At 63.2% G+C, this 26,803-nt stretch carries 22 protein-coding genes and 1 riboswitch; of the genes, 14 read left to right on the forward strand and 8 right to left on the reverse strand.

Going from position 1 to position 26,803, the window contains the following annotated elements; genetic code table 11:
* Position 1: 1 nt before the first annotated feature.
* On the reverse strand, positions 2-1,204 hold the full coding sequence (gene metX / locus LMTR21_RS34345) for a homoserine O-acetyltransferase MetX (RefSeq protein WP_065751957.1): 1,203 nt from the start codon (positions 1,202-1,204) through the stop codon (positions 2-4).
* 81 nt (positions 1,205-1,285) lie between these two features.
* Positions 1,286-1,365: riboswitch (SAM riboswitch) on the reverse strand.
* A 165-nt stretch (positions 1,366-1,530) separates the two neighbouring features.
* On the opposite strand from metX, the gene LMTR21_RS34350 reads away from it, so the two are divergent.
* From LMTR21_RS34350 to LMTR21_RS34360, 3 genes are read left to right on the forward strand one after another with little or no spacing between them, the layout of a single operon-like run.
* Positions 1,531-2,379, forward strand: a complete 849-nt coding sequence (locus LMTR21_RS34350; protein ID WP_065751958.1) for a chorismate mutase — start codon at positions 1,531-1,533, stop codon at positions 2,377-2,379.
* A 27-nt stretch (positions 2,380-2,406) separates the two neighbouring features.
* Positions 2,407-3,504 (forward strand): histidinol-phosphate transaminase, encoded by a 1,098-nt coding sequence (hisC, locus tag LMTR21_RS34355; RefSeq protein ID WP_065752259.1) that lies wholly within the window; start codon positions 2,407-2,409, stop codon positions 3,502-3,504.
* Positions 3,501-4,442 (forward strand): prephenate/arogenate dehydrogenase family protein, encoded by a 942-nt coding sequence (locus LMTR21_RS34360; RefSeq protein ID WP_065751959.1) that lies wholly within the window; start codon positions 3,501-3,503, stop codon positions 4,440-4,442. Before hisC ends, LMTR21_RS34360 begins: the two co-directional genes overlap by 4 nt.
* Positions 4,443-4,589: 147 nt before the next feature.
* On the opposite strand, the gene LMTR21_RS34365 is transcribed toward LMTR21_RS34360, so the two are convergent.
* Complete coding sequence (locus tag LMTR21_RS34365) at positions 4,590-5,777, reverse strand: DUF2125 domain-containing protein (protein ID WP_065751960.1); 1,188 nt, start codon at positions 5,775-5,777, stop codon at positions 4,590-4,592.
* A 110-nt stretch (positions 5,778-5,887) separates the two neighbouring features.
* Here LMTR21_RS34365 and LMTR21_RS34370 point away from each other — a divergent pair, with 110 nt between their 5' ends.
* The 4 genes from LMTR21_RS34370 to LMTR21_RS34385 all read left to right on the forward strand — a co-directional run bounded on the left by LMTR21_RS34370 (position 5,888) and on the right by LMTR21_RS34385 (position 11,382).
* Positions 5,888-6,535, forward strand: coding sequence for a gamma-glutamylcyclotransferase (locus LMTR21_RS34370; protein ID WP_065751961.1), 648 nt, complete (start codon positions 5,888-5,890; stop codon positions 6,533-6,535).
* Between the two features lie 101 nt (positions 6,536-6,636).
* Entirely contained in the window at positions 6,637-6,879 is a 243-nt protein-coding gene (locus LMTR21_RS34375) for a hypothetical protein (protein WP_065751962.1), read from the forward strand.
* Between the two features lie 97 nt (positions 6,880-6,976).
* Positions 6,977-8,410 (forward strand): class I SAM-dependent methyltransferase, encoded by a 1,434-nt coding sequence (locus tag LMTR21_RS34380; protein WP_065751963.1) that lies wholly within the window; start codon positions 6,977-6,979, stop codon positions 8,408-8,410.
* On the forward strand, positions 8,407-11,382 hold the full coding sequence (locus tag LMTR21_RS34385) for a sulfatase-like hydrolase/transferase (RefSeq protein ID WP_065751964.1): 2,976 nt from the start codon (positions 8,407-8,409) through the stop codon (positions 11,380-11,382). The genes LMTR21_RS34380 and LMTR21_RS34385 overlap by 4 nt, the downstream gene beginning before the upstream one ends.
* 36 nt (positions 11,383-11,418) lie before the next feature.
* On the opposite strand, the gene LMTR21_RS34390 is transcribed toward LMTR21_RS34385, so the two are convergent.
* The 3 genes from LMTR21_RS34390 to ftsE all read right to left on the reverse strand — a co-directional run bounded on the left by LMTR21_RS34390 (position 11,419) and on the right by ftsE (position 13,863).
* A complete protein-coding gene (locus tag LMTR21_RS34390) occupies positions 11,419-12,126 on the reverse strand; it encodes a YdcF family protein (protein WP_065751965.1) in 708 nt (235 codons plus the stop codon).
* 113 nt (positions 12,127-12,239) lie between these two features.
* Positions 12,240-13,211 (reverse strand): cell division protein FtsX, encoded by a 972-nt coding sequence (locus tag LMTR21_RS34395; RefSeq protein WP_065751966.1) that lies wholly within the window; start codon positions 13,209-13,211, stop codon positions 12,240-12,242.
* Positions 13,204-13,863: a cell division ATP-binding protein FtsE gene (gene ftsE, locus LMTR21_RS34400; protein ID WP_065751967.1), complete on the reverse strand. Its 660-nt coding sequence runs from the start codon at positions 13,861-13,863 to the stop codon at positions 13,204-13,206. The genes LMTR21_RS34395 and ftsE overlap by 8 nt, the downstream gene beginning before the upstream one ends.
* Positions 13,864-14,061: 198 nt before the next feature.
* Between ftsE and LMTR21_RS34405 the strand changes: the two genes are divergently transcribed.
* Together LMTR21_RS34405 and LMTR21_RS34410 are read left to right on the forward strand one after the other, a co-directional pair.
* On the forward strand, positions 14,062-14,943 hold the full coding sequence (locus LMTR21_RS34405) for an MJ0042-type zinc finger domain-containing protein (RefSeq protein WP_065752260.1): 882 nt from the start codon (positions 14,062-14,064) through the stop codon (positions 14,941-14,943).
* A 37-nt stretch (positions 14,944-14,980) separates the two neighbouring features.
* Positions 14,981-15,358 (forward strand): response regulator, encoded by a 378-nt coding sequence (locus LMTR21_RS34410; protein ID WP_065751968.1) that lies wholly within the window; start codon positions 14,981-14,983, stop codon positions 15,356-15,358.
* Positions 15,359-15,518: 160 nt separating this feature from the next.
* Here the strand turns inward: LMTR21_RS34410 and LMTR21_RS34415 are convergent, their stop codons facing one another.
* A complete protein-coding gene (locus LMTR21_RS34415; protein ID WP_065751969.1) occupies positions 15,519-18,161 on the reverse strand; it encodes a TIGR02302 family protein in 2,643 nt (880 codons plus the stop codon).
* A 165-nt stretch (positions 18,162-18,326) separates the two neighbouring features.
* Between LMTR21_RS34415 and LMTR21_RS34420 the strand changes: the two genes are divergently transcribed.
* The 3 genes from LMTR21_RS34420 (at position 18,327) to LMTR21_RS34430 (ending at position 21,453) form a co-directional block, all read left to right on the forward strand.
* Positions 18,327-18,707 carry a carboxymuconolactone decarboxylase family protein gene (locus LMTR21_RS34420; RefSeq protein ID WP_065751970.1) on the forward strand — a complete coding sequence of 127 codons (381 nt, stop codon included), beginning with the start codon at positions 18,327-18,329 and terminating at the stop codon, positions 18,705-18,707.
* 187 nt (positions 18,708-18,894) lie between these two features.
* Positions 18,895-19,803: an NAD(P)-dependent oxidoreductase gene (locus tag LMTR21_RS34425; protein ID WP_065751971.1), complete on the forward strand. Its 909-nt coding sequence runs from the start codon at positions 18,895-18,897 to the stop codon at positions 19,801-19,803.
* 216 nt (positions 19,804-20,019) lie between these two features.
* Complete coding sequence (locus LMTR21_RS34430) at positions 20,020-21,453, forward strand: L,D-transpeptidase family protein (RefSeq protein ID WP_065751972.1); 1,434 nt, start codon at positions 20,020-20,022, stop codon at positions 21,451-21,453.
* A 420-nt stretch (positions 21,454-21,873) separates the two neighbouring features.
* Here the strand turns inward: LMTR21_RS34430 and LMTR21_RS34435 are convergent, their stop codons facing one another.
* The gene (locus LMTR21_RS34435; protein WP_065751974.1) at positions 21,874-22,632 is read right to left on the reverse strand and encodes a hypothetical protein; all 759 of its coding nucleotides are present in this window, start codon (positions 22,630-22,632) and stop codon (positions 21,874-21,876) included.
* A gap of 535 nt (positions 22,633-23,167) precedes the next feature.
* Here LMTR21_RS34435 and LMTR21_RS34440 point away from each other — a divergent pair.
* Complete coding sequence (locus tag LMTR21_RS34440; RefSeq protein ID WP_065751975.1) at positions 23,168-24,661, forward strand: serine hydrolase domain-containing protein; 1,494 nt, start codon at positions 23,168-23,170, stop codon at positions 24,659-24,661.
* A gap of 49 nt (positions 24,662-24,710) precedes the next feature.
* On the opposite strand, the gene LMTR21_RS34445 is transcribed toward LMTR21_RS34440, so the two are convergent.
* The gene (locus LMTR21_RS34445; protein WP_065751976.1) at positions 24,711-25,529 is read right to left on the reverse strand and encodes a Crp/Fnr family transcriptional regulator; all 819 of its coding nucleotides are present in this window, start codon (positions 25,527-25,529) and stop codon (positions 24,711-24,713) included.
* A gap of 317 nt (positions 25,530-25,846) precedes the next feature.
* On the opposite strand from LMTR21_RS34445, the gene LMTR21_RS34450 reads away from it, so the two are divergent.
* Positions 25,847-26,803, forward strand: a complete 957-nt coding sequence (locus tag LMTR21_RS34450; RefSeq protein ID WP_065751977.1) for a hypothetical protein — start codon at positions 25,847-25,849, stop codon at positions 26,801-26,803.

Consider the following 26,803-nt stretch of genomic DNA (forward strand, 5'->3'; position numbering starts at 1 on the left):
ATCAGCCACCTGTACCATCGAGGCCGCGCGCCTTGCCTGCGGATTCCAGGAAGGCACGGGAAATATCGAAGAACTCGGGCACGTCGAGCAGGAAAGCGTCGTGGCCGCGGTCGGTCTCGATCTCGGCAAACGACACCCGCGCGCTCGATGCATTCAGCGCATGCACCAGCGCCCGCGATTCCGAGGTCGGAAACAGCCAGTCCGACGTGAACGACACCACGCAGAAGCGCGTCTTGATGCCGCGAAACGCCTGCGCCAGCACGCCGTTGTGGTCGGCGGCGATATCGAAATAGTCCATCGCGCGCGTCAGATAGAGGTAGCTGTTGGCATCGAAGCGCTCGACAAAGGACGAGCCCTGATAGCGCAGATAGCTCTCGACCTGGAAATCCGCGTCGAACGAAAACGTCGGCAGCTCGCGATCCTGCATCCGCCGTCCGAACTTGCGATGCAGCGCGGCGTCGGAGAGATAGGTGATGTGGCCCGCCATCCGCGCCACCGCCAGCCCGCGATGCGGATGGGTGTTGCGTTCGAAATAGCGCCCATGGTGCCAATCCGGATCGGCCATCACGGCCTGCCGGCCGAGTTCGTGAAACGCGATGTTCTGCGCCGAATGGCGCGTCGAGCACGCCACCGGCAGTGCCGAAAACACCCGCTCCGGATAGGCGGCGGTCCATTGCAGCACCTGCATGCCGCCCATGGAGCCGCCGATCACGCAGAGCAGTGTCTCGATGCCCAGCCGATCCAGCAGCATGGCCTGCGCGCGGACCATGTCGGGGATGGTGATGATCGGGAAATCCAGCCCCCAGGCCTTGCCGGTCGCCGGATTGGTCGAGGCCGGACCGGTCGATCCCATGCAGCCGCCGATCACGTTCGAACAGATGATGAAGTATTTGTCGGTATCGAGCGGTCGGCCGGGGCCGACCATGATTTCCCACCAGCCGGCCTTGCCGGTCAGGGGATGCACGTTGGCGACATGCTGATCCAGCGTCAGCGCGTGGCAGATCAGGATGGCGTTGGAGCGGTCGGCGTTCAGTTCGCCATAGGTCTGATACGCGATCTGGAACGGCGCGAGATCAATGCCGCAATCGAGCTTCAACGGCTGCTCGACGTCGAACTTCGCCACCGTCGAGGTCGGATGATCGGCCTCGTGGGCGCGGTCCTCGCTGTGAATCGACGGACTGGATACCGACTGCAAATTTGTCATCGACGACCAACCTCCTTGTGGAGGCTCCAGACAGAAGTCAGGCCATAAAAAACCCGGCCTGAACGAAAGGTTCGGCCGGGATCACTTCTGTCCCCGGCCTGTTTAGCGAGTTGTTTAACGTGGCTGCAAGCCGGCCGGCTCAAATGACCACGGAATGGAACAAAGCTAGTCCGAAGCAGGTCCCCCGTCAAGGCAGGCCCCATGGCTAACCGGGTAGCTGCCATGCCAGCGCCGCCGTTTCTCTTTGCTTTCAGCGGCCGTCTTTTCTAATCAATAGCCATGATTGCCGGTGATTTCGGATCGATCCGGCGCTGAAGGTTCTCAAGATGTCCAAAGCCCCCCCGGCCCCGCCCTCGCTGCAGGAATTGCGCAAGGAGATCGACGCGATCGACGAGCAGGTCCATCGCCTCCTGATGGCGCGCGGCGACATCATCGACCGGCTGATCCAGGTGAAACAGACCCAGGAAGTCGGCTCGGCGTTCCGCCCGGCGCGCGAGGCCAGCATGATGCGCGAGCTCGTCCGGCGCCATCGCGGCATCCTGCCGCTCGACACCATCGAGAGCATCTGGCGCGTCATCATCTCGACCTTCACCTACGTCCAGGCGCCGTTTTCGGTGCATGCGGACGTCTCGGTCGGCGAACCCGCGATGCGGGATTCGGCGCGGTTTCATTTCGGCTTTGTCGTGCCCTATGTCGGCCATTTCAGCGCGCAGGCGGCGGTCGAAGCGGTGGCGAAATCGAAGGGCGATCTGGCGCTGGTCTCGGCGGTGTCGAGCCGTACACCGTGGTGGAATGCGCTGGAAGCCGACGGCGCACCGAAGATCATCGCCCGGCTGCCATTCCTTGAGCGCGCCGATCATCCGGCGGCGCTGCCGGTATTCGTGATCTCGCGCGTCGCCGACGATGCGATGGTGACGGAGGTGCAGATGTGGAGCGTCCGCGTCTCGGGGTGGAACGCCGATATCGCCCGCGCGCTGGCGCCGCTCGCCGAAATCGTCGCCGTGCCCGACACCGCCTTCGACGGCGCGGCGCTCTTGGTGTCAGATGCCGGCACCGGCTTCGAGAAGATCAAGGCTGCCCTGATCCAGGCCGGCGCCTCGGTGCGCTCTTCGGCCCTCGTCGGCAGCCACGCAACGCGCTATACGGTGCCCCCGAACGGATCGGCGAAGCCTTGACCGCCGCCTGAAATTCCGGAGTTGAAGATGAACCGCCCCGTGCCGAATCCCGGCATTCTCGATATTGCGCCCTACACGCCCGGCAAGACGCCGGTGCCGGAGCCGGGCCGCAAGGTGTTCAAGCTGTCGGCCAACGAGACCCCGTTCGGGCCATCGCCGAAGGCCATGGCCGTCTACAAGGATGCCGCCGGACATCTGGAAGACTATCCGGAAGGAACCTCAAGGGTGTTGCGGGAAGCGATCGGCCGCGCCTACGGCCTCGATCCCAACCGCATCATCTGCGGCGCCGGCTCGGACGAAATCCTCAATCTGCTCGCGCACACCTATCTCAGCCAAGGCGACGAGGCGATCTCCACCGCCCATGGCTTCCTGGTGTACCCGATCGCCACGATGGCGAACGGCGCGAAAAACGTCGTCGCGCCCGAGACCAACTTTACTGCCGACGTCGACGCCATTCTCGCGCGCGTCACGCCGCGCACAAAATTGGTGTGGCTCGCCAACCCGAACAACCCGACCGGGACCTACGTGCCGTTCGACGAGGTCAAGCGGCTGCGCGCCGGTCTGTCGCCGCATGTGCTGCTGGTGCTCGATGCTGCGTACGCCGATTACGTGTCGCGCAACGATTACGAGCTCGGCCTGGAGCTGGTGGCGACCACCGAAAACACTGTGATGACGCACACCTTCTCCAAGATCCACGGGCTGGCGGCGTTGCGTATCGGCTGGATGTTCGGCCCGGCCAACATCGTCGATGCCGTCAACCGGATCCGCGGGCCCTTCAACGTCTCGACGCCGGCGATGCTGGCGGCGGTGGCCGCGATCGAGGACACCGCGCACGTCCAGATGTCGAAGGCCTTCACTGAGCAATGGCGCAACTGGCTGACGGAAGAGATCGGCAAGCTCGGGCTCAAGGTAACGCCGAGCGTGGCGAACTTTGTGCTGATCCACTTCCCGCTCGACAAGGGCAAGACGTCGGCTGAGGCGGATGCGTTCCTCACCAAGCGCGGCCTGGTGCTGCGGGCACTGAACAATTACGGCCTGCCGCATTCGCTGCGCATGACCATCGGCACCGAGGAGGCCAACCGCCTCGTCGTCGAGGCCTTGCGCGACTTCATGGCGGCGAAATGAGCGCGGCACCGATCTTCCGACGCGTCGCGCTGATCGGCTTCGGCCTGATCGGCGGCTCGATCGCGCGCGCCGTGCGGGCCCAGGGGCTCGCCAGCGAAATCGTCACCACCGCGCGCTCGGAGAAGACCCGCGCGCGGGTTATCGAACTCGGCATCGTCGATCGCGTGCTGGAGACCAACGCGGAGGCTGTCAGGGACGCCGACCTCGTGATCCTCTGCATTCCCGTTGGCGCCTGCGGCCCGGTCGCGCAGGAGATCGCGCCACACCTGAAAGCTGGCGCGATCGTTTCCGACGTCGGCTCGGTCAAGGGCGCCATCATCAGAGAAATGGCGCCGCATTTGCCGGGCAACGTGCATTTCGTGCCGGCGCATCCGGTCGCCGGCACCGAACATTCGGGGCCCGACTCCGGCTTCGCCGAGCTCTTCATCAACCGCTGGTGCATTCTGACCCCGCCCGACGGCGCCGATCCGATGGCGGTCGAAACGCTGCGCGCGTTCTGGGCCGGCATGGGCGCCAGGGTCGAGATCATGACGCCTGATCATCACGACCTGGTGCTCGCGATCACCAGCCATCTGCCGCATCTGATCGCCTACACCATCGTCGGTACCGCGGACGAATTGGCGCAAGTGACGTCGTCGGAAGTGATCAAGTTTTCCGCCGGCGGTTTTCGCGATTTCACCCGCATCGCGGCGTCCGACCCGACGATGTGGCGCGACGTGTTCCTCAACAACAAGGAAGCCGTGCTGGAAATGCTCGGTACCTTCAACGAAGACCTGTCGAAGCTCACCCGCGCGATCCGCCGCAATGACGGCGAAGCGCTGTTCGAGCACTTCACCCGCACCCGCGCCATCCGCCGCGGCATCGTCGAGATCGGCCAGGACTCGGCGGCGCCGGACTTCGGCCGCCCGCATCCGCCGCTGGAGAAGAAGGGCGAGTGAAATTGCGTCGTCGTCCCTGCGAACGCAGGGACCCATAACCACAGGGCTTTGCGATTACGGCAAGCTGGAGCCCCAGCTTCGCTCAACGATCAGCATCGGTGGATATGGGTCCCGGCTCGCGCTTGGCTTGGCCGGGACGACAGAGAGCTAAAACAGCGGCGGCACCTGCCCTACCTTGAACGGGCCGAGAAACACCGCGCCGTCGGCGAAGCGCAGCGGGAAGGCGCGCGCCTTCTTACCCTCCAGCTCCGTCTCCTTGCCGAGCGCGTTGATGCCGGCGGCGACGCCTGCGTTGGCGTTCTGCTTGACGACCTTGCCAAGGCCAGGGATCGCCCTGTCGAGCGCACCGAATAGATTATTGAGGTCCTGCGTCTTGACGCCAGGTGCGACGCGATCGAGGGTTGCCTGCGGCACGCCCTCTTCCAGCATCTTCTCGATGCCGAGCGCCGGGATCACGCGCTCCATCCCCGTCACCGTCATCTGCAGTTCGCCGTCGATCCGCCCCTGGGCATTGAGGCTCAACGTCCCCGCGGCGACCGAAATCAGATCGCCCTGCTGAATCCGCGAGCGCACAATTTCGACATGGCCGCCCGCCGCCTGCAATTCCCTGAACCGTTCGGGCCACGGCTTTGGCGTAAAATCATTCAAGCCAGCGAGCTTGGTCTGGATGTCGGCGTCGAACGGCGCCGCGAGTATCGGGTGCACTTCCTGCACGTTGCCGCCGGATATCTGCAGCACCGCTTCGATTACGGGCTTGTCCCTGGTCGAGCCATCGGCAAGGCGGCCATGCAGCTCGACATGACCGGCGCGCGCAAGCGGCGTTCGCACCGGTCCATTGACGCGTTCGATCGACGCATTGTCGAACGCGATGGATGCGCGCTGCGGGATATCAGGCAGTCCCGACACGCTGCTGCGACCGGTGGTCCAGTTCACCTGCATCGACGGCGGCTGGCCGCGATCGGCCAGCGTCGCCGGCGACTTGAACTCGGCAATCAGGAGTTTCGGCTGATAGATCTGCGCGATCACCAGGATTTCACCGAGCCGCGCGGTGAACGGCACCTGCGCGCCGGCGGTCTGCGAGACCAGCGAAACGCTGGCGTCCTCACAGCGGACTTCGAAACGGAACGGGAAGCCGGCCACCGAACGCTTGCCGCAGGCATAGACCCGTCCGGCCTTTGCCTCCTGCGCGGCCCACGCATCGGCGCGCACGCCGACCTCGGAAGCAGCATAGAACCAGAACGCGCTCCACGCCGCGGCAACGACAAGGAGCAGTGCAGGAGCGATGAACAGGCGCCACAGCGGGCGCCGGCGCGGCGCGGGGGTCATGTCAGGCATGCGGCGTCCTTTGGCTAGCGATTGGGGCGAATGTAAGCATCCGCTTCCCACAACAAAAGGCATTGAAATCACTTCGCTTTGCCGGTCCGTTCTGGTAGCGGTGCGAGGGCATGTCCGCGATTACACTCAACGATACGGAATTTTCGACAGGCGACCTCTGGGTGTTCGGTTACGGCTCCCTGATGTGGCGCCCGGGCTTCGACTTCATCGAACGGGTGCCGGCGCGGCTGATCGGGGAACACCGCGCGCTCTGCGTCTATTCCTTCGTCCATCGCGGCACGCCGGAGAAGCCGGGCCTCGTGCTCGGGCTCGACCGCGGCGGCGCCTGCCGCGGCATCGCGTTCCGCATTGCGGAAAAGCACAGCGCCGCGACCATCGCCTATTTGCGCGAACGCGAGCAGGTCACCTCGGTGTATCGCGAGGTGAAACGATCGGTCTGGCTGGAGAACGAGGCGCGCGAACGCGTCAGCGCGCTGGTCTACGTGGTCGATCGCGGCCACACGCAATATGCCGGGCGACTGTCGCTCACCGAGCAGTTGCGCCACGTGCTGCAGGGGCACGGCCAGTCCGGCGTCAATCGCGACTATGTTCTGGCCACCGTGAAGGCGATCGAGGCGGAAGGCTTTCGCGATTCCCAGCTGCACCGGCTCGCGGCGATGCTGCACAACCAGCATCCAATCCATCCTTCAAGCGCAGAAGACGCGGCCTCGCCCGGCGCGCACGGTTCCGCGATTGGTCATCCCCCGCGCCGTCTCTGAAATTGCTAACTGTTTCGCTTCTTGGTAGAATTTCACACTTCCGTTACAATCAGTAAGATCCCTGATTCCTTGTCGAACCCGTCTGCCAAAGGCCCGCCGGAATGACCGCAAGCCCGAAGAACGTCGCCTGGACAGCCCTGCTTGGCAGCACGTTCTATTTGATTTCGATCGGCCCGAGCTTCGCCTATCTGGATCCGGGTTCCGGCAGCATGCTCCTGACCGCCATCCTCGGCGTGCTGGCTGCGACGACCTACACGCTGAAGGGCTACTTCCACAAGGCGACCACCCTGTTCCGCAGGAACCGACCCGAAGTCGGCGATGCTGCCGCGCGGACCAAGGACTGATCGCGTCATCCGCGAGACTTTCTGAAACGAGACCTGAAGAGGTCGCCCTCGAACCGATGCAATGACCCGCCGCCGCGACCAATAGAATCCGAAGGACATGACCCCCGAGCACGGCTCATTTCGCGACGCGAGCAATCGAATTTTCTATCACGACGGCCAAGTGTTGCGGAGCTTGAGTGCGGAAGCAACCGCCAACTGGCATCAGCTCCGGCAAACGGCGTTCTTTCAGCGGCTCGTGGAAAGCGGCGCGGTCGTCACCACCGAGACGGAAGACCGCCCGGAGATCATGGCGCAGCTCTCCGGCCGCTGGGCCGGCGTCGTGCGGCACGAGCGGCTGGCGTTCATCTCGTATCCCTATGAGTGGCCGTTCTGGATGTTGAAGGATGCGGCGCTGCTGCATCTCGACGTACTCTCGCAAGCGCTGGAGAACGGCTGGACGCTGAAGGATGGCTCCGCCTACAACATGCAATGGCGCGGGCAGCGGCCTGTCTTCATCGACGTCTCGTCATTCGAGCCCTACCGCGACGGCGACTCCTGGGCAGGGTATCGCCAGTTCTGCATGATGTTCATCATTCCCCTGCTGCTCAAGGCGCATCGCGACATCCAGATTGCGCAGCTCTTGCGGAGCAATCTCGAAGGCGTCGATCCCGAGGAGGCGCTGAAATTCATTTCACCGCGCGACATTTTCCGGCGCGGCGTCTTCACCCATCTCTACCTGCATGCCCGCCTGCAGGCTCGCGCCAAGCGGGCCGAAGCGCGGACGCCGGCACCGAACACCGCGCCGGCAAAATGGTCGGTCCGGCAGACGCGCGAGATGACGCTGCGCATGGTCCAATCCATCAGGCGGATGGTGGCGAAGCTCAACCGCGGCAGCGGCGAGACCACGTGGTCGGCCTACGAGACGACCCATTCCTACGATGACGCATCGTTGGCCGAAAAGCAGGGCTTCGTCGAACGGCATGTCCGCGGCAAGCGATGGCGTATGGTCTACGACCTCGGCAGCAACACGGGAACGTTCGCACGGCTGTGCAGCAGCCACGCCGACCACGTCGTCGCCGTCGATGAGGACGAGCTTGCCATCGACACGCTCTACCGCCGCCTGAAGGCGGAACAGCCGGGCAATATCACGCCGCTGGTGATGCCGCTGAGCAACGTATCACCGGACCAGGGCTGGCGCGGCCGGGAAAGGAAATCGTTCGACAGCCGCGGCAAGCCCGACCTGATCCTGTGCCTGGCGCTGATCCATCACATGGTGATCTCGGCGAATATTCCAATGCAGGATTTTCTGCAGTGGCTCCGCAGTTTCGACGCCACGGTCGTGCTGGAGTTCGTGGGACCTGAGGACGAGATGACGTTGCGCCTGACGAAGAACAAGAAAGACGCGCATCCCGACTATACGCAGGCCCAGTTCGAATCCATCGCCGCGTCGATGTTCGATATCGCCGATGCGGCACTGCTCAAGGAAGGCCGCAGGCAGATTTATCTGCTGCAACCAAAACCGGCACCGGTTCCATCCCCGAGCGCGGCATGAACGTGATGGCAACCGAAAGCGCGGTCCCTGCGCGCGCACAAAACGCGTTCCTGCTGCATCTTGCGCTGTCAGCCATTGCCATCGCGCAGCCGTTCTATTCCGTGACCGGGAAGACGCTGAATTTTTTCGTCGCCTGGAGGATGAGCAGCGTCGAGTTTACGTTCTGCATATTGCTCATCTACATCGTACCGCCGGTCGTCACCTGGCTGCTGGTCGAGCTCGGCAACCGTTTGCACCGGAACCTCGGCAGCGCACTGTTGTTCGTGGTCCTCTGCTTCTACATCTCGCTGACTTTGCTGATGGCGGCGCGCCAGTTGGTGCATAGCCTGCCGTTCGCGACGCGCCCCGAGGTGCCGCTCTGGATGTTCGCCCTGCTGCTGATCCTATCGGCCGGTCTCGCGGCACTGTTGTTCGCGAAGCCGAAAGTTCAAGGATTTGTCAGGTTCTTTGCCGTGGCGACGGTGATCTTCCCTGTCACCGTGCTGCTCCATGCCCGCGACTTGGGCGTGATCCAGTTTTCCGAAGTGCCGCCGGCCGAAAAAATCGAAACCGCCGACCGGCCCAACGTCATCCTGATCATCTACGACGAACTGCCGCTAACCACGATCCTCGACGCAAACGGCCTGATCGATCGAAACAAATTTCCGAACTTTTACCAATTCGCGCAAGGCGCAACCTGGTTGCCAAACGCGCGTTCCACGTCCGGACATACCGAGGCCGCCGTGCCATCCATTCTCGCGGGACAAGTACGGGAGAACGGGGTGCCCGCGACCTACAAGAGCTATCCGGAGAATATCTTCCATCGACTTGGTCCGAGCTATAACGTTCTCGACCTGCAATCCGCGACCGACTTGAACCCGGTCAAGCAGCTAGGGGAAACGACGGATTCGCGCGATGACAACAACCGGCACCGCAAGATCGCCCGCGACGTAGCGATCATCCTTGCGCATGTGTTGGCGCCCCGACAGCTCACCGCAAGGCTACCGTCGGTCGGCACGCGGCATAATCGCTTTGGCGAAGATGCTTTCAAGTCATGGCGCGGCGCTCGGCATCATGACGCATTCGTCGCGGCTTTGGCACATGTCGAAAAGCCGTTTCTCGCCATCTACCACAACATCTATCCGCACAATGGCTGGAACAACTATCCGTCGGGACGTCCTTATCCCTCGTCCCGATGGGGTGAATACCTTTCGTTAGCCGACCACGAAGACACGAGACTTGGCCAAGACAATGCCAGGCTCCTGCACGACTATAAAGCCCATTTGCTTCAATCGATGCATGCGGACAAGCTGTTCGGCGAGCTGTTGGCACAGTTGAAGAAGAACGGGCAGTACGATCATTCGATCATCGCTTTTGTCGCCGATCATGGCCTCTCGCTATGGCCGGGGGAACGACCGCGCAATCCCAGCGAAGCTCACCAATCGGACGTCTTCGCGATCCCGATGATCGTCAAACTTCCGGGACAGACGGACGGAAGAGTAACGCTCGAGCCGGTATACACGACAGACATTTATCCAACCATCCTCGACTATCTCGGCGTTTCGATTCCGGAACGCCTGCAAGGCAAATCATTCGTCAAATCCATTCGTGATGCAGCGACGGCCGACACGGTAAAGTCAACGCAGCACCGCGACGATCCTACCCTGAAACGCCGGCTGGAGTGGTTTGGAGCGGGAACGTCGATGGCCGACCTATATGGGCTCGGCAAATTCCGCGGCTATATGGGGCGCAACATTAACGAATTCGAACTTATTGCCATGCCCGAAGCTCGTGTTCACCTCATCGGGACCAGCATTGACATCGCAGGCCCCCGACTTTCGGCCCGCATTGATGCGCGGATCCAGGGCGGGGCGCAGGACGGCAAACCCTGGGACATCCTGATCGCGTTGGGCGGTCGTATTTGCGGCGCGACCCAGACGACCGACCTGGCGGTAAGCGGCAAGGCGAATTCGTTTACGCTGGTCGTTGCCGAGGAATGCCTTGGCCTACTGAGGAAGGGTGTAAGGGTCTTCGCGATCGGCTCCGATGAGCGTCTCGCAGAAATATCCGTCCACAGCGAGCAGCCGACCACCCCTCCTCCGACGATTGATCAGATTCTCGAAAAGCTGGCCGAGTTGATCGACACCTTGCAGAGGACTGCAGAGGATGTTCAAGGGCAGGCGGATCTGCAGGCGCTGAGCCAAGGCAAGATCGCCGTGCCGGGCCTGTTTGTGCGGGAACAGCAGCTCGCGACGCCCTGGGGCGAAGTCGTGCTCACGCGCGATGGACGCAGATGGCTGATCGACCTGTATTCCGTTCCAAGGGAAATGTGCAAGGCCATTCATCTCCATGCCGACAAGGTCCCAGGCGTCATCCGCATTGCGGCGTCGGGTGCAGCGCGGGACGAGACCGATATTCCCGTGACAGCTGAAGGCGCCGAGTTCGCATGTTCGAATCCAGATTCGGAAATGATCCGGATCATCGCGTCCGATGCACCGGCCCGTGGCGCTGCATCCGCCCCCCCTCCCGCAACCGGCCGGTTACTCGCTCAGCTAGCCGAATTGATCGACGGTCTGGACAAGGTTACCGAGAACTCACAGGGGCAGGTGACCCTGGAGGCGCTGCGCAAGCTTGGCGTCGCCGTGCCAGCTATTTTCATCAGGGATCGACAACTGGCATGGCCGTGGGGGGAGGCCGCGGTCACGCGGGGCAAACGCGAATGGATCCTCGACCTGCATTCTGCGCCTGCGGACGTGTGCAGGGCTATACACTTGGGCGCCGATGAAATTCCGGGTGCTGCCCGCATCGCGACATCGGGCTTCGCAAACGATGAGGCAACGATCCCGGTCACCGCCGCACAGGCTGACGCGGCGTGCTCAAGCATAAAATCGAACGTCCGCCTCATCGTGAACGACAAGTCGATTGCCAATCTTGCGCGGGAGACAGTCGCAGCGCCCTGGCGAAGACTGAAGAGAGCCGTCAGCGGGCAATAACCCGCCGGCGCCGGCGGACCCAAATCGAACGGCCGCTCAGTTGGCTTGCGCCGTCGCCGGCCGGCGCGGCGCCGGCGCAGGCTGATCGGAGGGGTCGGACGTCAGTTCGACACCCACATCGGCCAGCCGCACGCGCACCTCGGCGGCGACGTATTTCGCATATTCCGACAGCAACAGACGCAGCGTCGCGCCGCTGGTCCACCACGGCTCGTCGCGCCATCTGTCGCCGATCACTGCAAATGGAATCAGCGTCACGTCCGGCATCGCGTGCGACAGTTCCAGGATGGCTCGCGGCATGTGGTAGTTCGACGTCACCACGATCAGCGACTTGAAGCCGCGCTCGCGGGCCCAGCGCCGCGTCTCCGCGGCATTGCTGCGCGTGTTGACGGCGGAGCGGTCGAGATCGACGCAGCAGCCGAGCAGCGACTGATTGTCGGGTAGCGAGCGTGAAATGTCCCTGACGGCGTTGGTCGGATGCACGCCCGAAATCAACAGCCGCTTGCCGTAGCCCGCGGCCAGCAATTCCATCGCATCCGACACCCGCGACGAACCGCCGGTGAACACCACGATGCCGTCGGCGGTGCGCGCCGGCTTGATCTCGACGCCGCGCAATTGCGAGAGAAAGGCGATGAAGCCCACCGCCGCGCCGACGAACAGGATCGCCATGGAGCCAACGATGATCGCGCGCAGCAACCCGCGCGGTCGCGCGGCTCTCGGCGTGCTATCGGCGTGCTGCAAATCCATGTAGTCCGACGGTCCTCTTCCCCTGTAATTCTAGAACGTTTTCACGCGAAGTGGAGTCCCGCCGCCAGCGACAAGTCCGTGACCTGCTTCACTCCAAACCGCCATTGGCCACATCAATCGATATCATCCAGCGTGGCAAACAGCGTTCGCCGCGAGGCCCAGGCGGTGATGGCCGCAATCGCCACGGCCTGCACCGCGAGCGCCAGATAACCCGAGGGCGGCAGCGAAAACGTCCCCAGCAGCGCTGCGAACTGATCGCCTACGGGGGTACCCGAAAACCAGCTCGCGATCGATTCGGAGAAGCCGAAACCCAGCATCGCGGCGCCGCCGCCGATCACCCCGCCCTCCAGCCCGAGCCTGAGGAAATGCCGCAGGAAGTGGTTGGCAATGTAGCGGTCGCCGGCGCCGACGAAGTGCAGCACTTCGACGATCGGGCGGTTAGCCGCCATCGCGCCGCGGGTCGCGAACGAAACCGAGATGATCGTCGCCACAATCACCAGCGCAAGGATTCCGATGCCGGCAAACACCGTCGCCCCGGTCATCGAGCGCATGCGCTCGATCCAGGCGCGGTGGTCGTCGACACTCGCCGATGGCGCCACCTGCATCACCGCCTTGCGCAGGCCTGCGAGGTCGAGCGTGGTGCCGGGCTGCACGCGCGCGACGACGACGCGCGGCACCGGCAACTGCTCGATCGACAGCCCGCTGCCGAGCCAGGGCTCGAGCAATTTCGCCGATTCGTCCTTGCTGAATGGCTTGACCTGGACGATGCCGGGTTGCGTCCGCATCGCCTCCGCCGCCGCGGTTACGTCGCGATCGAGATCGCGGCCGGCCGACGGGCGCACCTGAACGGTGATTTCGCTGGCGACTTCCGACTGCCATTCCGCCGCCGATGCGCTGATCAGAAACACCGTGCCTGTGGTGATGGACGCGAGGAACGTCATGATGGCGACGACGGCGACCAGCGCGCGGCCGGAGATCGAGGCTCGCGGCACGATCGGCGACATGTTGCGCGCCTGCGCTGGCACCTGCGGGCGCTCGTTGCCGAGGTCCACCAGCGGTCCATGCTCGTCGCCAACCCTACTCATAGATGTGCAGCCGTCCCTGATGCAGCACCAGCCGCCGCGCCTCGTACTGGTCCATCAGCGTGATGTCGTGGGTCGCGATGATGACAGCGGTGCCCAGCCGGTTCAATTCGATGAACAGCCGCAACAGGCGCCGGCCGAGCGTCGGGTCGACGCTGCCGGTCGGCTCGTCCGCCAGCAGCAATTGCGGCCGCGAGATCACCGCGCGCGCGATCGCGGCGCGCTGCTTCTCGCCGCCCGACAGGATCGGCGGCAGCGCATCCATACGCTCGCCGAGGCCGACCCATCGCAACAGGTCGATCACCTCGCGGCGATAGCTGGATTCGTCGCGGCCCATCACGCGGAACGGCAGCGCCACGTTTTCATAGGTCGTCATGTGGTCGAGCAGGCGAAAATCCTGCAACACGATGCCGATCTTCTGGCGCATGTTCGCAACCTGATCCTTGCCGAGCAGCGAGACGTCCTCGCCGAACAGGTTGACGAGGCCGCGCGTCGGCCGCAGCGACAGGAACAACAGCCGCAGCAGCGACGTCTTGCCGGCGCCGGAGGGGCCGGTGAGAAACTGGAAGGAATGGGCCGGAATCATGAAGGAGAGGTCGCGCAAAATCTCCGGGCCGAGCCCGTAGCGCAAACCGACATTTTCGAACCGAACCAAGCTCAGCTCCGCTCGATATGGACCGTGCCCGGAAACCCCGGACGTGAACCTGAACCTGGGCCCGAACCTGAATTTCGGGCTCGTAGCCCGCTGGTTTGGGTACTAACCGGACAAAACGGTTGTGCGACCGTTATGGTTTCCGATTCGTTAACAGTCGCTATGTAGCATCCGGGCAAAGACACTGGTGAGATGGGCTCCATGCATATCGTTTGCCCCCATTGTACAACATCTTACGCGATCAATCCGGCTACCCTGGGGGCCGGGGGACGCACCGTCCGCTGCTCCCGCTGCAAGGAAACCTGGCTGGCGCGGCCCGAGGACGCGATCGAACTGGCGGAAGCCGCGCCGGCGGCCATGCCAAGTCCTCCGCCCGGCCCGGCGCAATCGAGCCATTCGGCCGCGGACGAATGGGAGGCTATGGCTCGCGAGGACGAGGCGCAGGACACCCCGGTAGTGGACAGCCCCTCGATTTCGGCCGGCTGGCCGGCCGAGGGCGAGGGCGCGTCGCAGGGCGGCAGCGACTGGACATCGGCCGTCCGGCAGGATGCCGAGGACCATGAGGAAATTCCGGTCACCACGCACCGCGCGCGGCTGGCCCGTCTGTTCCGGCTGCCCTCCCTGCCCCGGATTCCGTTCCTGCCGGTCGTCGGCCTGCCGACCGCCTGCGCCGCGATGGGCGCACTGGTGCTGGCGCTGATGATCTGGCGCAGCGATGTCGTGCGGCTGCTGCCGCAGACCGCGACGTTCTACAAGATGGTCGGGCTGGAGGTGAACCTGCGCGGGCTGGCCTTCAAGGACATCAAGGTCAGCAACGAGACCGTGGACGGCAAGCCGGTGCTGGTCATCGAGGGCGTGATCGTCGGCGAGACCAAAAAGCCGGTCGAATTGCCGCGGCTGCGCTTCTCCGTCCGTGACGCGCAGGGCACCGAGATCTACGCCTGGAACGCGGTGCTGGAGCAGCCGGTGCTCAAGCCCGGCGAGCGCGCCTATTTCAAGTCGCGGCTGGCCTCGCCGCCGCCCGAAGGCCGCAATATTGACGTACGCTTTTTCAACAAGCGGGATCTGGCCGGCCACGCCTGAACGCGGCCGGCTGTTCCGCTGAGGCGAGAGATACGACATGTCCCGCGTGCTGATTGCCGACGACGAAGATTCCATGCGCTCGCTGGTGGCGCGCGCCATCGCCATGGACGGCCACGACACCGTCACTGCCGAGGACGGCGCCGAAGCGCTCGATATCCTGACCCGCGAAGGGGGCCTGTTCGATCTGCTCCTGACCGACATCCAGATGCCGGTCATGGACGGCATCGCGCTGGCGCTGACCGCGGCGCGCGATTTCCCCGACCTGAAGATCCTGTTGATGACCGGCTTTGCCGACCAGCGCGAGCGCGCCTCCGGCCTCAACGCCATCGTGCAGGACGTGGTGACGAAGCCGTTTTCGGTGCACGACATCCGCACGGCTGTGGCCGATGCGCTGGCGGCGAAGAAGAACGTATAGTCGAGGAAGTGGTCGGCGGTTTCGCCATACCCCCGCTCGTCATCCCCGCGAATGCGGGGATCTAGTACGCCGCGGCTTCTCGATTCAATCGTTAACGTCTCTGGAATACTGGATCACCCGCTTTCGCGGGTGACGACAGCGGCGTGCTCCGCAAAAGCGCTCAATAATCCTTCAAGAGCCGCTCGATGTAGTCGAGCTCAATCTGCGGACGGGACGGATCGCCGAGGCGGCGGCGCAATTCTTCCAGAATCCGGCGCACCCGCTGCACGTCGATCTCGCCGGGGATCTTCACCGTATAGTCGTCGGTGAATTCGTTGTTGCGCATCGGCCGGCCGAGCGGATCGGTGGAGTTTTGCGCGCCCTGCTGGCGGCCCCGGGGGTTGCCCGGACCATCGCCCGGCTGGTCGCCGTCGCCCTGCTGCATCGCCTCGGCAAGGCTCTGGGCGCCCTTGCGCAGCGCATCCAGCGCGCGTCCCTGCGAGTCCACCGCGCCATCCGCATTGCCCTCGCCGAGCCGGCCCGTGGCATCGCCCATGGCCGAATCGGCTTGATCCAGCCCGTCCTCACCGTCGCCCTGCTCGCCGCCTTGACCCTGCTGGCCTTGACCCTGCTGGTCGCCGCGCTGGCCCTGTTGGCCGCGCTGGCCCGGGCCCATGCCGCGCTTGGCGAGCTCTTCCTGCAGTTTCTTCAGCCGGTCGCGCAGGCCCTGCTGGTCCTGCTGCAGGTCGCCCATGCTCTGGTCGCCCTGCTTGCCGCGCATGCGGTCACGCCTGGAATCCTGACCCTGCTTGTAGGTCTTGTCGCGCAGTTGCTGCTGCTTGCGGATCATGTCGCCGAGTTCGTTCAGCGCCTGCTCCATCTCGTTGTCGCCGCCCTGGCCGGGCTGCGCCATCTGCAGGTTTTCCAGCATCTGCTGCAGCTGTTCGAGCAATTGCTTGGCGGCCTCCTTGTCGCCGGAACGCGACATCCGCTCCAGCCGGTCGAGCATGCTCTTGAGATCCTGCTGGCTCAGCATCTTGGTGTTGGGATCGAGCGGGCGCGCCAGTTGCTGCGGATTGTTGCGGAACTGCTCGGCCAGCTGGCGCAGGAAATTATCCAGCGCGGCGCGCAGATTGTCCGTGAGCTTCTTGATCTCCTCGTCGGTGGCGCCGCGCTCCAGCGCCTGCTTGAGCGCCTCCTGGGCGGCGCGCAACGCCTTGTCGACATCGGTGATGTTGCCGTCTTCGATGGTCACCGCCAGCGCCCACAGGCTGGCAACGACCTCGCGCAGCGCGTCGTCGGTGCGCGCCGCCTCGAGCTGGTGCTTGACGCTGAAGAGACCGAGATAATGACCGGATTCGGGCGTGAACAGTTCCGGCGCGATCATCAGCGCGTCGAGCGCGGTATAGACCTGCGCGTTCTGGTTGGCGTCGAGCGCCAGGATGCGGCGCTGCTCGATCAGGGCGCGCGCCAAGGGCTTTGTGAACAGCCGCTCCGGCAGCCGCATGTTGTGCGGCTCGCTCTTGCCCTCATTGCCGGCCTCGTCCTTGGCCGTGAGCGTCAGCGTCACATCGGCGCCGGCGTAAGGGTCCTCGCTGAGATCCTTCACCGTCTGGCCGACACCGTTGCGGGTGCGCGCATTCGGCAGCACCAGCGCAAACTGCGGCGCATCGAACAGCGGCCGCGGCGCGGCCTTGCCGTCCTTATCCTTGGCCGCATCATCCTTGGCTGAATCGGACTTGGCTGAATCGGACTTGGCTGAATCGGGCTTGGCCGCATCGGGCTTGCGGGCGGTAAATTGCGCGCGGGCTTCGGTGACGCCGTAATCGTCCTCGAGCTTGTAGGACATCTGCAGCGAGCCGCGGGCCTGGCGTTCGGGATCTTTGGCCAGCGAAATGCTCGGCGCCCGGTCGGGCGTGGCCGCAAACCGCCACAGCGGCTGGCCGGACGGCGCACGAACATGCGCGCTGCCATCGGCCGTGATCTTGAAATGCCGTTCGTTGGTGCCCTTCGGCGCCTGCTCGCTCGGCGCGACCTCGGTCACGCCCCCGCCAACCACGACGTCGATCGTGCCGCCGCTGGAGCGCACCAGGAGCGTGCTGCCGGCAGGCACCGGCAACGGCGCTCCGCTATCGGGCGAGGCCGCATCCCGGTTGGCGGCGGACAGAATGACCGGCGGCTTGCCGGTATAGAGCGGCGGGGTCACCCAGGCATCGACCCGGACGTTGGCCGGCGCCAGCACGCCGTTCCAGTCGAACGCGGCGGCAATGCGCATCCTGCGCTCGTCGCCGGCGGCGAAATAGGCGGCCACCAGCATCACCATGACCAGCGCGCGCAGCGCCCAGGGGTCGTGGATCGGCAATCGCGGCGAAGGCAGCCCGGCGCGGATCCGCTTGATCGAGGCCAGCGTGCGCTCGCGCTGTTCGCGCCACAGCGCCTGCGCGATCGGATCCCTGGACTGAAGCGTATCGGTCAGCGCGGTCGCCGGGCGGTGGCGGATGCCGGTACCGCGGTCGAGCCGGCTCAAGCCCTCTTCGCGGCTCGGCCAGCGAAACCGCACCAGCGGGAACAGCGCGGCCAAGCCTGCGAGGGCGAACAGGCCGATGCCGATCGCGCGTGCCAGGAACGGCAGCGCCAGCCACAGCCCGGCCCAGGACGCCACCAGAAACAGTCCGACGACGCACAAGAGCCGGGCAATACCCGGCCATGCACGCTCCCACGCAATCGCATACTGAGCCCGTTGCAGGGCCTGCGTCAGTTGCAGCCGCGCGAACGCATCCGGCTCGCGCGCGGATTTGGTGGGGTCGGGGGAAGCGCCGCTCAACAATCTCTCCGGGTTACCGACACGTCAGCCTAGCACAACGGCGGCAATGAGGCACCCGTTCCGGGGGGTAACCCACACCCGGAAATACGCATAACACGAAGGCGTGACTGCGGGCGCCTCGCCCCCTAACGTGCGTGCCGAACCGTAAAAATACGAGGAAACGACATGGACCAGAAGACACACGACAAGGGGCTGGAAATTCGTAAAGCCGTGCTCGGCGAGGCCTATGTCAACAACGCCCTGAAGAATGCCGACAGCTTCAACAAGCCGTTTCAGGAACTCGTCACCGAATATTGCTGGGGCGCGGTGTGGGGACGCGACGAACTGCCGCGCAAGACCCGCAGCATGCTCAACCTCGCCATGATCTCGATCCTGAACCGGCCGCACGAATTGAAGGCGCATATCAAGGGCGCGCTGACCAACGGCGTCAGCCGCGAGGAGATCCGCGAGATATTCATGCAGGTTTCGATCTATGCCGGCATTCCGGCCGGCGTCGACAGCTTTCGCATCGCGCGTGAAGTGTTCGCGGAACTGGACAAGGCGTAAGAGCGATCGAATAACAACAAACAGTTTCAACCGTCATTGCGAGCGAAGCAATCCATGGTCCCGCAAGCCGAAGGGTGGATTGCTCCCGCCTTCGCGCAAGCGCTTCGGCGGACTTGAGCCCTGCGAAGCTTGCGCAGCAAGCGTAGAAGGGTCGCTGCGCTCGCAATGACGAATTCGGGGAGAGACCATGGAAATCGGATTCATCGGCCTCGGGAAAATGGGCTTCCCGATGGCGCGGCGCCTGATCGAGGCCAAGCACCAGCTCACCGTGTTCGATACGCGCAAGGAGGCCGTCGACAAGCTGGTCGCGCTCGGCGCGCAGGCGGCTTCGTCACCCAAGGATCTCGCCGACCGCTGCGAGACGGTGCTGGCGAGCCTGCCCTCGCTGCAGGCCTCGCTCGAGGTCGCGACCAGCGCGGGCGGCGTGATCGAGGGCCAGCGCGTCAAGCGATTCGTCGATCTCTCCACCGTCGGCTCGCAGATGGCGGCGAAAATTCAGGGATTGTTGGCCAAGCGAAATATCGTGCAGATCGACAGCCCCGTCAGCGGCGGCGTCGGCGGCGCCGAAAAGGGCACGCTTGCCGTGATGGTCTCCGGCCCGCGTGCCGATTGCGAGACGGTAAAGCCGGCGCTCGAGGTGATCGGAAAAGTGTTCTTCATCGGCGAAAAGCCCGGCTCGGCACAGACCATGAAGCTCGCCAACAATTTTCTGTCGGCGACCGCGATGGTGGCGACGTCGGAAGCGGTAGTGATGGGCGTCAAGGCGGGGCTCGATCCGGCCGTGATGATCGACGTCATAAACGCCGGTTCCGGCCTCAACACCGCGAGCCGCGACAAGTTTCCGCGCTCGGTCTTGCCACGCAGCTTCGATTTCGGCTTCGCCACCGGCTTGATGGTCAAGGACGTGCGGCTTGCGCTGGAAGAGATGAAAGCGCTGGGGCTGTCAATGGAAGTCGCCGACGCGGTCGGCCGGCTCTGGGAGGTCATCATCCGCGACGAGGGCGCGGAGTCGGACTTTACCGCCGCGATCAAGCCGATCGAAAAAGCGGCAGGCGTCGTGGTCGGCAGCGGAAAGAGCGGCCACGGGGCGAAGTAACGAGGACGGCCGGTCCATGTGCCGGCGCGTGCCGGACAGCGGTGCGGTTCCATGTTGGCAAGTCCTGCCGATTGGCGTTACGTTCCGTCTGTACTTCAGTACAGACTGGCGTTGACCCGATTGATCAGTTGGGGCGGCATGACGTCTCGTTGCGTAAGCCCGGAGTGCAAGCGGAGGCGGCTGCGGCCTGCATGTCTTGCCGTTGCGGCTCTGGCCGTGCTGATCGCCGCGGGAGACGATGCGTCCGCCAAAAGTGGACGGCGCGAACGACCGATCGAGTCCGTTCAGTCACGCAACGCCGGCGAGCCGGTCATGGCGATCGTTTCACTCCGCACCCAGCGGATCACCGTCTACGATTCCAAGGGCTGGATCCTGCGGGCGCCGGTATCGAGCGGCACCAAGGGACGCGAAACACCTGCAGGCATCTTCAGCGTCATCCAGAAAGTCGAGGAGCATTACTCGAACCTGTATGACGACGCCTTCATGCCGCACATGCAGCGCATCACCTGGTCAGGCATCGCACTCCATGGCGGCGTCCTGCCGGGGCGTCCGGCGTCCCATGGCTGTATCCGGCTGCCTTTCGACTTCGCCGAACGCCTGTTCGGCGAGACTATGATGGGCATGCGGGTGATCGTGGCCCCAACCGATGTGGCGCCGATTGAACTCGCCCACCCGCTTCTGTTCCAACCCAAGCCGGATGCCGCCGCCCTGGTCGCCGCCCGCACCACAGAGGCGCAGGAGGCCACGCGGAAAGCGGCCGAGGCGCGCACAACCGCCGCGACGGCCTTGCGGGAGGCTACGCAGGCCAGGGCACCGGTTCGCACGGCGGAACATCTGAAGCGCATCGCCGAGGCGCAATTGACAGCAGCCGAAACCAAACTTGGCTCCGGCATCTCAGCGGAGGCAAAGGAGCTGGCTGAGGAAGCCAAGGCGCAGGCGGTTGCCAAGATCGCGGAGCTGCAACTGCAATGGGACGTCGCCAACGTGAATCTGCAACTGCGGCTCGATGCCGTCACGTCCGCGCGGGAGGCCGTCGCCGCAGCGGAGACTGTGCGCGTCGCTGCCGCCGAGGCGGCGCGTGAGGTCGCACGCGAACTCCAGCCGGTATCGGTGCTGATCAGCCGCAAGACCCAGCGGCTTTATGTCCGTCAGGCATTCAAGCCCATCCTGGAAAGTCCGGTCACGATCGCAGATCCGGATCGCCCGATCGGCACGCATGTCTTCACCGCTACCGAGCGCACGACCAGCGACACCGGCTTGCGATGGAACGTCGTCTCGCTGGGCGGCGGACGTTCGCTCGGTGCCACGGCTGAGCTACACAACCGGGCGCCCGGGAGTATTGGTCGCGACGTTGAACCGGAGCCTGCGAATCCGGACAACGCAAAGACTGCGCTCGATCGCATCGCCATTCCGCAGGACGTATTGGATCGCATCGGCAACATCACGCCGCGATCTTCGCTGATCGTTACGGACGAGGCGTTAAGCCCGGAAACCGGCAAGGGAACGGAATTCGTGGTCGTGCTGAGCGGCGAACCGCAAGGAGGCATCAAGAAGCGGCGACGCAGTCCGGGGAACAACTTCCGCTATTCGCACCCACGGAGCTTTCAATTCTGGCACACACCTTTCGGAGGTCCATTTTCTAGCTGGTGAGCCGGTTCCTCGCGCGGCAGCTCCGCCCGACTGGTCTTAATATCCCTCCGGCAGTCCGATGTCCCGGAAGAGCCCGCGCGGGCCTCGAACGCTGCGCGCTGCGGGTTGTACGCGCCAGCTTGTCCAACGCTTCTCGTCCGATGTGCAATACAAGAGATATTCGCCGGGATTGCGCGACGATTCCCGCCCCGCAGCCTGACTGCAGGCCGAGACTTTGTTCAGCGTGAGGATGTCCCTGACCTCTTGCGTGACTTCCAGCCAGGGACCGGGAAATTGCTCCGACGGCGACAGCATCGGACGAGCGTCTGCCGTGCCGACCAAACACGTCAGAAGGACCGCCAAACTGCAATGACAGGCCGCTCGGAGTGGCGCACGCGGAACTGATTCCATGATCGCTGCTCCTCGTTCTGCTTCAGAAACTCAGCGACGGCCGAGACTTGCGGCCTCGTCACCCCCGCGGACCGCCTTCGCCAATGCGGCTTCGTTCGACCGCACGAACAGGAAGCGGGACGCTACGGGTATTTCTGCATCGGCGCTGCCATCCTGGCCGATCAGGACCAATCCCGCTCCACCATTGGCCACGGCCAAAATGACGGGGTCTCCCTTCCACGTTTTGATCGGCTCCATTGCGATGAGAAATTCACCCATCGGCTGGTCGAAGTATTGCAGCCTCAGCTGCGGACCAACCTCTGCTGCCGCAAGTCCGAAACCCAGTTGTCGAGCCCGCGCATAAACCTCCGCCAGCCGCACCGTACCGGTCTGAAAGCCAAGCTCGGCGGCCGACACCGCAAACAGCTCCACGCTTGTTTTCGTCGTGCCGACGTTAAAGGCCGGTCGCGCGAGAATTTCCTCAGCCAGGCTTCCGATGCCACAGCCTGCTGCATCCAGCGCGCTAAGCAGGGCAAAGGAATTTGCAAACGTTCCGACTGTAATTGTCCGCCACACCGGAACCGCGAAGGCGGATGTGACTGGAGCCGGCGGCGCATTGGAGGGAGCTGCCTTGAGCGTCAGGTGGTTTTGCAGGGCGGCTCGCGCCGAACATCGAGCACTGGCTTCGCTCGTGAGGAGGACGATACATGCGATGGAGAGCATCGCAATGAGAGCGCCGCCCCTTCGTCTTCGCATCGAACGACGCGGTATGACGTGGTAACCGCTTTCCTTGACGGCAGTCCGGTCCATAGCGACCCGCTTTGCGCATGTTGTTGCGCGCGCCAATGCAATCCAACAATTGCTTCAGTATGATCCGCCCGCCGGTTCACAGCAGGGCAAGTCTGCCATTCAAAATGGGCGTCTGGCCTCTCACTGCAGCCCAGGTTCTCGAACGACCAGGTTGAGAACAGCGCAGCTTTCAAAGCCGCTGCGGGACCGACGCTAAATCGGATCGAAGGATACTGCGGTGGCGATGCGCAATATGTGAATTGGCTTACATCCGCTGAAAGCGTTTCCGTGCCGGTATTCGCTTGCTGGCAGTTTTCGTACCTCAAGCGATAGCGGCAAATTTCCGTTGTTGAGGAGAACGAACCCGTCATCTCCGAGTCTGACCCGAAGCGGAAGTCACCGACTGTAGCCGGCGGCCCTGCGGTTGTGCCACCGATCTGATATCCTGCGCCGAGAGCTCGTCCATACTCTCATTCAGATGCGGGTTGGCGCATTAATGTGTTGCGCGCGCAGCATTTGAATCGCACGATTATCGTTCGTTATCGCGGGAGCGATCATGAATAGATGTCTTCTGATGACGATTCTTGCGGCTCTCACCGGCACGGCGGTGGCTCCGCAGGCTCTGGCCAACGACGCGCTCATCGCGCGGGCGAAATCATTCGAACTCGATACGCCCTATGTGCCGCCGCCAGGCGATCCCCTGGCACATCATGCCGCCGGATATGCGAAGGTCATGTGTTCCGCTGTATTCATGACCGGCCTGGCGCCCGACTTCGCGGCCGCAAATGTTGGGTTCTTCACGGCGCCCTACGGACTGCGCGCGAGGCTCGGCAAGCCCGTCATCGATCGCGCCAACAAGGCGGTCCATGTCACGCTTCCTAACGGCGTGACCCGTACCGCCAAATATCTCGGGAGCCAGGGGTGCGTCACGTTCCCGATCGGCGAGAACGCCGTGAATTTCAAGCCGGTCGCCGTCAAGAGCCGATTGCCCGATCCCGCAACCGAGCTGTGGCCCATCGGCGACATGCTGCCGCGGGAGCCGTTGCCGACAGAGATCGACGCCGAGAAACTCAATGCTGCCGTGGATGCCGCATTCCAGCCGGCCGAAGGATTGACCGCGGCATTCGTCGTGACGTGGAAAGGCCGCCTCATTGCCGAGCGCTACGCGGAAGGTATTACGGCGCAGACGCCGCTCGAAAGCTGGTCCATGGGCAAGAGCGTCACGGCAGCGCTCTTTGGCATTCTGGTCAAAGACGGCGTCTATGATTTGGACCAGCCGGCACCGATTCCTGAATGGCAAACGCCCGGCGACCCGCGCGCCCGAATACGCATCGCGGATCTCCTTCACATGTCGAGCGGGCTTCGGATCAGGGCGCCCCAAGACCCGGATTACGACCCAACGGGGCCTTACCCGGATCACGTTTATCTTTATACCGGCGGCATCAATTCCTTTCACTACGCGGCGACACGGCCATTGCAATGGCCTCCCAACACGGTCGGACGCTATCGCAACACCGATCCGGTCCTTATCAACTATCTGATCCGGCTCGGTGTCGAAAAACGCGGCGACGAATATCTCTCATTTCCTCAGCGGGTGCTGTTCGACAAGCTCGGCATTCGTACCATGGTGATCGAAACTGATCCGTTCGGAAATTTTCTGGGGCAAGGTTATGAGGTCGCTTCCGGGCGCGACTGGGCGCGGCTTGGCAATCTCTTTCTTCAGGGGGGCGTTTGGAACGGCGAGCGCATTCTCCCGGAGGGCTACACGACATTCGTCAGCACGCTTGCGCCCGCCTGGGCCGCGGACAATCGGCCGATCTATGGCGCTTTTTTCTGGCTCAACGGCGACGGGCAATATCCAGTCCCACGCGATGCCTATTACATGGCGGGCGCTGGCGGGCAGACCACGCTGATCATTCCCTCGCACGACCTCGTCGTCGCGCGTCTCGGGCACTATCGGGGCGCATCTTATGCCACTTCAGGCTTCAGCAAGGCGCTCGCGCTCCTGCTCGAGGCGGTGCCAAAAGCACAAAAGGCAGGGGCCCAATAATTGACGACGGAGCAGGACCTGGAAAAGTGACACAATCAAGAGCCAAGGGTTAACCTATGTCATCCGTGGCTGCAGTCTGCCGCGCGACTTTCGCCTCTGCGATAATTCCTTCCAGCCGTGAGATGTTTTCGAGCAGACGCTGGCTGGTCAGAACGAGGAAGTAATAGCCGAATTGCGGATTTTGAAAGTAGATCTCGAGCAGCTTTTCATAAGTTATGGTCAGCACTTGCCCGTCCTCTATGCATTCGACCGTCGCGGTCCTCCGTTTATTTGGGGTAAGGAAGCCAAGTTCGCCCATGAGACGTCCCGGCGGAAGTTCGACGCCGATTTCCGTGACCAGAAACTTTCCCGTGATCGTCAGGAACATTTCGTTAGCAGCATCATCCTTCTTGAACAATTGGTCGCCCCGGCGGTATCTGCGCTCGGTCATGAACGGTTTGAGCCATTCCATCGAGGTATCGCCCTCCGTCGCGATACGTGCCTTCTTGATCATATTGAGCATTTGACGGAGGCGAACGGCATTGATCGGCAGCAACAGCAGGTACAGGAGAAAAGTCGCCACGTTTCCGGAGAGCGCGCCAAAGGCGACGAAGAATGTACAGCCGGTCATATTCGCGACGCGCAGCGGCACCATCGTCTGCATCAGCAAGGTAGCCACGAAGAAGACGGCGCCAACCAGGGCGAACATGTTGGCTAGCGTGATGTTGGCCAACACGATTTCCAGCAGCCGGTTGAATAGTGCGTCGTAGGTGATGTTGTTGGGATCGAGACCCATTTGAACCAGGATCTTTGCGACCCTGAGATTGTCCGCCGCCGTATCGAGAATGCGGTCTAGTATCGCCGAAAAATCTGCACTGCTGGACTTCATCGGATCATCCCCCGCGCAAAGCCGTCGGTACTCGTCGGATATCTCGGATACTGATAATCGAAGTCGGACAACAACCGTTTGAGCATTGCTGGCGCTCTCGATGCAATCGATCAATTTTATCCGGAGCGGTGGTTTCGGCAATTGCCCCTGTGGCAGAGCGGCGGACTAAGGCATTTGCGATCTGGCACCTCCGAGTCCGCCCCCCTTGCGAACAGCGGGCTGTCGCTCAACCGCTGGTAAATGAGGTCACCCCAGATCCTTCCAGTGTGCTAATTTGAACCGGCACGACCATTGTCTTCCGCCCGGAAACATGCCCCGTGACCCATTATCATCACCCGATATGGATCGAGGAAAGCCGCTTCCGCGGTGCCCTCGACGATGTGGTTATCATCCCACTTGTTTTCATCACGCTTGCCGCCAACAAAATCCTTCATTTCATCCTTTCGATCTTGATGCGGCTGCTCGACTACGCCTTCCCTTTAGCAATGCAGATTGTCTGGCTTCCGCTCTTCGCGGCCAAGGTTCTTGGCAATGTCACCGTTACTGTCATAAACGGCGTGCTGCGCTTTCTTCCCGTTTCCGAAGCGAAACGTCGACAGTGGAGTAGATCGATCCGCCGGAACTGGTCGTGGCTCCGGCGGAAGATCAGCTACCGGGCGTTCGAACAAGCCGTGCATAGTGGCTTTGAAAGCGGCATGGCTTGGGTGTTCCGAAAATGCCGGCATCTCACGCCGAACACCGCATTGCTCGTGCTCCTGGGCGCGGTCCTTTGGCTCCCGATCTCTTTCGGGGCTGCAATGGCGATGCACGCAGTATTGTTCGCCAAGGTCACATCCTGGCCAGCTTGGACGCAACTGTTGCATCCGCTCGCAACGGTCATCGCCAAGAGCAAGCTTTTGGTGCTCCCTGTTTACCCGGCGGCCTGGCCGCAGGCAAAAAAACATCCATTCGTTCAGCTCGTATTCAAGGGCTTTGAAGCCATCAAACGCGTGTATGTCATCAGGAAAGTCGGTTTTCGCTATCGGCAGGCAGAGATCGTCGGCATCGCGGCGGTTGAGAGGCTCGAACGCACCACTGGCCTCGCAACGGCGGTGAGATGGCTGCGCAAGGCGCATGTCGCCGAACGTTTCGGCGTCGAAAAGTCCACCACGCAATTGCGCTCGTTCTTCGCACGATGGTCAATCAAGTTTTCAGCCGAATACTACGAAGCGAAGGAACGGCAAGCCTCAGGTGCCCCATCACTACATAGCGGCAAGCTACGACCGCAGAGATGA

Origin of the sequence: Bradyrhizobium paxllaeri, from assembly GCF_001693515.2 — a bacterium.
Lineage (GTDB): Bacteria > Pseudomonadota > Alphaproteobacteria > Rhizobiales > Xanthobacteraceae > Bradyrhizobium > Bradyrhizobium paxllaeri.